This is a genomic window from bacterium, assembly GCA_035530055.1.
In the GTDB taxonomy this organism is placed as follows: domain Bacteria; phylum UBA6262; class WVXT01; order WVXT01; family WVXT01; genus WVXT01.
On the sequence record DATKVN010000042.1, the window covers coordinates 1 to 8,538 of the forward strand.

Sequence of the window (8,538 nt, forward strand, 5' to 3'; positions counted from 1 at the left end):
GAGCCAAGGGGAAAATGGGAGGGGAAGGAGATAAGGAGTCTCTGTTCCGAACTGGGACTGGTTCACTGCGTTGACCCCTTTAAGGCTGAGGCTGTTGCTGGAGAGTTTGTCTATTTTCGTCTCCATGGAATGAGTGGGTACAGATATCGTTATACTGATAGAGACCTTAGAAAACTTAAAGTAAAATGTAAAGAAAAAAAGGAAATATACTGTATGTTCAACAATATTTATATGTTTGAAGATGCCTCGAGATTCAAGAAGATGGTGGGAAAATAGCGGGAAGACTATGGAGTGTCTCAATTGTAAACAGGAGTCTCCCTTAATTGCGAAAATTCTGGGTGTCTGTGTGGAATGTATAAGGCAAGACTTCAAGAAAGTTCTGCCTTTAATAGAGAAAGCCCATAAAGTCTCAAGAAGTAAATTTTGCCTTCCAGAGGGAGTTCCCAGGGATAAGGGAGGAGTGAAATGTAATATCTGTGTCAACGAATGCCAGATTCCCCAAGGAGGTTTTGGCTACTGTGGCTTGAGAACCAACCATCTGGGAAAGTTGCTCCACCTGGTAAATAGAGAAAGGGGAAGCCTCTCCTGGTACCACGACCCATTGCCAACTAATTGTGTGGCTGAATGGGTTTGTGGAGAGAAGGATAGCTATGGATACAAGAATTTAGCGGTCTTCTACCATGGCTGCTCTTTCGATTGCCTGTTCTGCCAGAACTGGCACTACCGGGAGGAGGTTGAACGAATAATGGAACAAGCAACTCCATCCGTTCTGGAGAATCCTGAGAGCCTGGAGGAGGGAAATTTCGTAACTTCAGAGGAGTTGTCTAATTGTGTAGATGGAAGGACAAATTGCATCTGTTATTTTGGCGGCGATCCTACTCCTCATATATACCATGCTTTAGAAACTTCCCGGCTCGCTCTGGAGAAGAAGAGAGTGCGCATCTGCTGGGAAACGAATGGCTGTATGAATCCTAAATTCTTAAAAGATATGGCAGAACTGTCTCTTGATTCTGGTGGCTGTATAAAATTTGACCTGAAAGCTTTCAGTGAACAGGTAAACATTGCCTTATGCGGGGTTTCTAACAGAAGGACACTGGAGAACTTCTCTCATCTGGCTGATTATACTAAGAAGAGGAGGGAGCCGCCTTTTCTTGTGGCTTCAACGCTTCTCGTGCCCGGTTATATTGACAGATTTGAGGTCTCAAAGATTGCTAAATTTATAGCCTCTTTAGATCCTGAGATTCCCTACTCTCTTCTGGCTTTCCATCCCCATTTCTATATGTCGGATATACCTACAACTTCCAGAGTCCAGGCTGAGGAATGCCTGGAAGAGGCGGGGAGGGCTGGTCTAAAAAGGGTTAAAATAGGTAACATTCACCTTTTGAGCGATGCTTATTAGGGTGAATGGCAAAGGAGTCTAAAATGTGTTTTAGAAGAACTTTTCTCTTTTTTGTCTTTCTCTTTTTCTGTATTTCCTCTCAAGGGGTAGCAGAGGCTTATGAGTCTAAAGTTCGTCAAGCTCGCTGGAGTGGCCCATTCTATGATAACTCACCTAAGGCTTTAAGGGAGACCGTTGAGGCTTTCCTTAAGAAAGTCGATCAGGAGAAACTTACCGGAGATTTAATAGCACTGATTTTACCCCATGCAGGCTATGTATATTCTGGTCAGGTGGCAGCTTATGGTTACCGTCAGTTTGAAGGGGAGGATTTTGACACTGTAATTCTTCTGGGACCGAGCCACCGTGTGCCTGTTAAGGGAGCTTCGGTTTATGGTGAAGGGTGGTGGAAAACCCCGCTGGGAAAAGTTAAAGTAGATTCTGAATTTGCTAAGGAAATTATTAATAAACATCAATTGTTCCATTTTGATGAGAAAGCCCATAAGGATGAACATTCCCTGGAAGTACAACTTCCGTTTCTCCAGGCAACTTTAAAAGATTTCGAGATAGTTCCCATAGTTGTCAATGATAGTTCTGGAGAGTTCTGTCAGCTTTTGGCCGATGCTATTGTGCGTTCAAAAGGCAAGAAGAAAATACTCATAGTTGCCTCTACGGATATGTCCCATTACCACCCCTACGGGAGGGCGTGTCTGATAGATGGAGTAGCAATCCGGGATTTAGAGAATTTTAATCTGGATAGTTTAAGGAGACACCTCATTAGTGGAAAAACAGAGCTTTGCGGTGGGGCAGCTGTGTTTACTGCAGTTCTGGCAGCAAAAGCATGCGGGGCAGATAGAATAAAGCTATTGAAATATGCAAATTCTGGAGATGTGACTGGAGATAAGAGTAGAGTGGTGGGGTACGGCGCTTTTGCCGTAATGCGCCTGAAAGAAGGAAAGATGACTCCTGAATTGGAAGAAGAGAAAGGAGGTAAGAAAATGTTAAATGAAAAACAACAGAAAGTTCTCCTGGGTATCGCACGGAAGACAATTGAGGAGTATATACAGACGGGGAAGATACCAGAGTTTAATGTAGAGGACCCTCTGTTGAAAGAGAAAAGGGGTGTCTTCGTAACTTTACATAAAAAGGGAATGCTTCGCGGCTGCATCGGGTATATTATGCCTATGGAGGAACTGTACAAGGCTGTTTCCAAAATGGCGATTCAGTCATCCACTGGTGACCCTCGCTTTCCACCAGTGAGGTCTGAAGAGTTTGACGAGATTGAAATTGAGATTTCTGTATTGACGGTGCCAGAAAGAATTAACAGCGTAGATGAGATAAAAATGGGGAAACACGGTGTGATTGTAAAGAAAGGCTACCAGCAGGGAGTCTTTCTGCCCCAGGTGGCCACTGAGACTGGTTGGTCAAAAGAGGAGTTTTTGAGTCGGCTCTGTTATGACAAGGCACATTTGCCAGAGAATGCCTGGAAAGATAAGGATACAGAAATATATACTTTTTCCGCCCAGGTCTTTGAAGAAGAAAAGTAGATATAGCATCAAAAAAGGAGAGAGTTGAATATGTTGATTGTAGGTTTGACAGGAGGAATATCTTCAGGGAAAAGCACAGTCCTCAAGATATTTAATAATTTTGGTTGTAAAACTGTCGATGCTGACGAAATTGCTCACCAGTTAACCAGACCGGGCACAAAAGTTTTGAGAGAGATAGTCAGGAAATTCGGCCAGGAAGTATTAAATAAGAATGGGACATTGAACCGGAAAAAACTGGCTGAGGCAATATTTAGAGATAGACAAAAGAGAAAATCTCTAAATGTAATTATGCACCCTAAGATTATTGCTGAAATGAAAAAGAGAATAAAAGGAGTTCAAAAACTCACAGCACAATCGAGGAGGAAAATTGTCCTGGTAGATATACCTCTTCTTTTTGAGGCTAGACTCGAGTATTTAGTGGATAAGATAATTCTGGTTTATGTGCCTCAGAAAATACAAATTGAGAGGTTACAGAGGGACGATAATCTTACTCTTAAGGAGGCTAAAGCCAGAATAAGTGCGCAAATTCCTCTCTATAAAAAGAAGAAATATGCAGACTATGTAATTAATGGTGACCTGGATTCTACCAGTTTACGAAAGCAGGTGGAATTGATCTGTAAAAAACTGTTCAGTGTAGGTAGTGTAGGGAGCGCGTCCCCATAATGGTTTTGGTAGTGTAGGGCTTTATGCCCGTAATAAGCTGTTTATTATCGACGGTAAACGCCCATAAAGGGCTTATACTACAAATAAACAAAAATTACGCCCATAAAGGGCTACACTACCCGTAAGTTTTTGTAGGGGCGACATGAGAAAACAGACTAAGGAATTTATAAAATGGAAATAAAAAGTAAAAAATACTGGTTAACATTTCTTGCCTTAAGTGTTTTTTCCGGTTTTCTAATTCGCTTTATTTTCTTATTACATATTCCCATGATTGAAACCGATGGAGTATTTTATGCAACACTGGGAAGGAAATTGGTTTCTCTCCATCCCTGGGAAGGAATAGATGCTTATTGGCCTCCCTTTTATCCCGTTTTAATTGGGCTTTCTTCTTTTATATTTAAAGATTTAGAATTTTCAGGAAGGATAGTTTCAGCAATAATAGGCTCTATTTTAATAATTCCAGCATTTTTTTTAATCCGTGAAATTTTTCAGGAAAAAGTTGCCAAACTTTCGGTTATCCTGATGATTTTTCATCCCCGACTGGTGATTTCTTCTCAGCAGGTATTAACTGAAATCACTTATGCCTTTTTAGTAGTCACAGGAATTTTTACAGGATTGATCGCTTTCAAAAAAAAGAAAATATGGCTTTTCTTACTGGCTGGTCTTATCTTTGGTCTTTCCTATCTTACCAGACCAGAAGGATTTTTAATTTATATTTTGATGGTATTCTGGGTACTATTTTTTCCTCAATTGTTTTTGAAGAATAACCAAACTAAAAATAAAAGAAGTTTAATATTTCTTGCTTTTAGTTTAGGCTTTTTTATATTTGCGCTGCCCTATCTCTTTTTTGTCAAAAAAGAATTGGGATATTGGGCAATTAGTGAAAAAAGCAGCTATAATTTTTACACCTCTTTTCGGTCGGAATACCAAAAATATGGATTAGCTCCTGCCCATCTTCAGACCAGCCATCAGGAAAGTAAAGAAATAGCAATAAAATCGGATAAATTTAATTATAAACCGTTATCTTTCGCTCTCCATCATCCCTGGACTATCGGGAAAAGAGCAATGAAAAATATTTTACGCATCCTCTTTGACAGAATACCGAGCAGTTTGACCTATAATTTTGCCCTGGTTTTGCTTTTCGGTATATTCTTAAAAAGAAGGGGAATACCCCGCAAAAAGGAAGAAATTTTTCTCTGCTCTTTCGTGATTTTAGCAATTTTACAATATTCTTTGTTTACTGTTCATAACCGATTTTTCATATTTTTACTTCCTCTCCTAATTGCCTGGACAGTTGTTGGATTCCTTGAATTGGAAAGGATTATAGGAAGAAAATGGGGAAATTATGTTTTTCTTTTTCTGGTTTTGCCATCGATTTTTTATTTTTCCTATAAGTCAATGACTAAAAAATATGATTTGGAGCATAAGGAAGCAGGAATCTGGCTAAAAAATAATGCAGAGAAATTTTCTGTGATTATGTCCAGAAAACCGTATGCCGCATTTTATTCAGGAAACCTCATTGCTTCTATTCCCGAGGGTTCCTATAAAGAGGTGACTATCTATGCAAAAGAGCGCAAAGCTGATTATCTGGTGATAGACGAACGATACATTCCTGCACGAAGACCAGAGTTAAAGTTTTTGCTTAATACTTATTCTCTTCCCAAAGAACTGGAAATGGTCTATCGGGGAAAATATGAGGGGAAAAGAATAATAATCTATAGATGGCTTCTTTAACCCAGATTTTTCATTAGGAGGAAAGGAGGAAAGTTATGAAAACAAGAAAATTAGGTCGGACAGACCTGAACCTGTCGACTATTGGACTGGGTACGTGGGCAATCGGAGGCAGTGGCTGGAAATTCAGCTGGGGTCCCCAGGATGACAAAGAGTCAATTTCCGCCATCCGGCGCGCACTTGAATTGGGAATCAACTGGATAGACACAGCAGCAGTTTACGGACTTGGCCACTCCGAAGAAATTGTGGGAAAAGCCATCAGAGGATTACGCGATAAGCCTATCATTGCTACCAAATGCGGGCGGTTTGGAGATAGGAAAGGAGACTTATTCGGACGCCTCAAAAAGGAAAGTATCCGTTCCGAAGTTGAAGCGAGCCTGAAAAGACTCAATATTGAGGTTATTGACCTTTATCAGATTCACTGGCCACAGCCCGAGGAAGACATTGAGGAAGCCTGGACCACCTTAGGAGATTTGATAAAAGAAGGTAAAATTCGTTATGCCGGGGTGTCTAATTTTAATATAAAACAATTGAAACGTGTCCAACCAATTCATCTTGTAGACTCTTTTCAACCGCCTTATAGTATGCTGGAGCGTGGTATTGAGGGAAAAATCCTCCAATACTGTTCAGCAAACAATATCGGAGTAATCGTCTACAGCCCCATGCAGAAAGGCCTTTTAACCGGGAAATTTACTAGGGAACGCGCGCATAAGTTGCCCGAGGATGACCACCGACGTAGAGACCCTCGCTTTCAGGAACCCGAGTTGAGTGCTAATCTTAAATTGGTTGAAGACCTGCGGCTTATTGCCGAAAAGAGTGGTAGAACTGTAGCCCAGTTAGCAATAGCCTGGGTCTTGCGGCATCCTGAGGTAACTGCAGCCATTGTGGGTGCAAGGCGTCCATCTCAGATTGAGGAAACCGTTATTGCTGGAGATTGGGTGCTTTCTAAAGAACACATTGCAGTCATTGAGGCGTTACTTGACAGGCATCAAAAGGCGTCGTAGAATGCTGGCAGGAGTTAAAAAATGTCGGGCATTTTAATAATGTACTTGACAAATTTATTCTCTTATGGCATTATTTCAATCAAACAACCGAGGAAGAAAGAGGCCATAGTATGGTCAAGGATTACAAACGGTTCAGGTCAGAAGTTAGAAAGGGTTTACATAAAGTTACTATAACCATTCCAGGTGAGGCTCTTGACTGGTTCTACGAGCTATCGAAGACGATGAAAAAGAAAAAAGGCTATAAGTTACCTCGTTCTTATATAATAAGGTCATTGATCAATGTTTGTATGAAATTGAACATTAATGTCGAAGGCGTCAAAACAGAGGAAGACCTGGAAGAAAAGATATTAAGGGCTATCAAAAAATACTAATAGCTTGCAGCGCTTGTTATTTTTTTGTGCAATTGAAACATTGATTTCAATATTACCAAAGGGAAATTAAACTATGATTTCGCGCAAAGTCAAACAAAGTTCCGTTTTATTACAGAAAACACAAATCGACTTTTTGAGGAATTTGGCAAAAAGGATAGAAAAGGAAGGCCATAAGAAGATGTCGCGTTCTAAGATTGTGAAGGTGTTGATCAAAACTCTGACATGCATAGAGCCGGACATTGGCGAGTGCAGAAGCGAAAAGGAGATCGAAAGAGCGCTTCTCAAGTGCCTCAAAAAAGCCGCAAGGGAACTGAAAAGGTAATAAAGATGCTGGTTATTGATTATGAACTTTGCTCTAACATAAGAAAGCCCTCATCTCCAGTAGAATTAAACAAATATCCGTATTACTGGAAGAAAATCCGGAATAAGCAGAAAAAATTTAGTCATACTCTTCGGTATCCCCACCGTAATCCCCCGTTATCATAAGACTTCGTATTTGCGCCCGCAAACAAAAAACTCTTGCAAAAGATTGGTATTTATGATAAACTTTACAAACAACAATTGAAAATTATTTGGAGTAGCGAAACTTGTTTCGCGATAATAACACAGAGCAAACTCTGCTACTCCACTTACTCATTAAAGAGAAAGGATTTTAATGCTTTCCATTGGATTGAGCGGTGCAGTTTTAGGAATTGAGGCTTATCCTGTAAAGGTGGAAGTAGATATCTCTTCCGGACTTCCCCATTTCTCTACGGTCGGTCTTCCCGATACGGCGATCAAGGAGAGTAAGAACAGAGTCCTGGCGGCGATTAAGAATTCTGGATACGAATTTTCTATGAAAAGGATTACGGTCAATTTAGCTCCAGCGGCAGTAAAGAAGGAAGGTGCTGCTTTTGATTTGTCCATTGCCTTAGGGATTTTAGCTGCTACTGGTCAATTATCCCAGGATAGGCTACAGAAGTATATAGTTCTGGGAGAACTATCGTTGGATGGTAGTGTGCGTAAAGTCAAAGGTACCTTGCCTATTGCCCTGGCGGCAAGAGAGGCTGATGTAGATGGTCTAATTATTCCTGAAGGGAATAGAAAAGAAGCCTCAGTGGTGAAAGGTTTAAATGTTTTCCCGGTTAGAAATTTGAAAGAGACAGTAGATTTTTTGAATGGAAGAGATGAGCTTTCTTCCTTCTCTATAGATTTGGAAGAGGAATTTGAAGATAGGCGTAATTATGAGACAGATTTTGCTGACGTTAAAGGTCAGGAATATGCCAAGCGAGCCCTGGAAGTTGCTGCCAGTGGGGGACATAACATACTTCTCATTGGCCCGCCTGGGTCTGGAAAGACCATGCTGGCTAAGAGGTTGCCATCCATTTTGCCTACAATAACCTTAGATGAGGCATTGGAGACCACAAAAATTCACAGTGTCATTGGTCTAATCCCTTCAAGGTCGGCAATTGTAGGTACCAGGCCTTTTCGTTCTCCACACCATACCATCTCTGATGTGGCATTGATAGGAGGCGGTTCTTTTCCCAGGCCTGGCGAGGTTAGCTTAGCCCATAACGGGGTCCTCTTTCTGGATGAGCTTCCTGAATTTCACCGCAATGTTTTGGAAGTTTTGCGTCAGCCCATTGAGGATGGTGTGGTGACTATTGTCCGCGTAAGCACAGCTTTAACTTATCCTGCCAAGTTTATGCTGGCTGCAGCTATGAACCCCTGCCCTTGCGGGTTCTACGGCGATTCACAGAGAGAATGCACCTGCACTCCTTTTCAAATCCAGAAATATCGAGCTAAAATCTCAGGACCGCTCCTTGACCGAATCGATATGCATATTGAAGTGCCACCAGTTAAATACC

At 41.1% G+C, this 8,538-nt stretch carries 8 protein-coding genes; all 8 read left to right on the forward strand.

The features are described 5' to 3' along the window. Positions 1-276, forward strand: a 276-nt coding sequence (locus tag VMW39_03705; protein HUW23116.1) for a DUF72 domain-containing protein, incomplete at its 5' end; no start/stop codon positions are given. Between the two features lie 10 nt (positions 277-286). Further along, complete coding sequence (locus VMW39_03710) at positions 287-1,399, forward strand: radical SAM protein (protein ID HUW23117.1); 1,113 nt, start codon at positions 287-289, stop codon at positions 1,397-1,399. A gap of 23 nt (positions 1,400-1,422) precedes the next feature. Next, the gene (amrB, locus tag VMW39_03715; GenBank protein HUW23118.1) at positions 1,423-2,922 is read left to right on the forward strand and encodes an AmmeMemoRadiSam system protein B; all 1,500 of its coding nucleotides are present in this window, start codon (positions 1,423-1,425) and stop codon (positions 2,920-2,922) included. A gap of 30 nt (positions 2,923-2,952) precedes the next feature. Further along, on the forward strand, positions 2,953-3,585 hold the full coding sequence (gene coaE / locus VMW39_03720) for a dephospho-CoA kinase (GenBank protein ID HUW23119.1): 633 nt from the start codon (positions 2,953-2,955) through the stop codon (positions 3,583-3,585). Positions 3,586-3,756: 171 nt separating this feature from the next. Beyond that, positions 3,757-5,319: a glycosyltransferase family 39 protein gene (locus VMW39_03725; GenBank protein HUW23120.1), complete on the forward strand. Its 1,563-nt coding sequence runs from the start codon at positions 3,757-3,759 to the stop codon at positions 5,317-5,319. A gap of 35 nt (positions 5,320-5,354) precedes the next feature. Further along, positions 5,355-6,320, forward strand: coding sequence for an aldo/keto reductase (locus VMW39_03730; protein HUW23121.1), 966 nt, complete (start codon positions 5,355-5,357; stop codon positions 6,318-6,320). A gap of 110 nt (positions 6,321-6,430) precedes the next feature. Then, positions 6,431-6,691 (forward strand): hypothetical protein, encoded by a 261-nt coding sequence (locus VMW39_03735; GenBank protein ID HUW23122.1) that lies wholly within the window; start codon positions 6,431-6,433, stop codon positions 6,689-6,691. 655 nt (positions 6,692-7,346) lie between these two features. Next, positions 7,347-8,538 (forward strand): YifB family Mg chelatase-like AAA ATPase (locus VMW39_03740; protein ID HUW23123.1); only part of this gene is annotated, 1,192 nt, incomplete at its 3' end.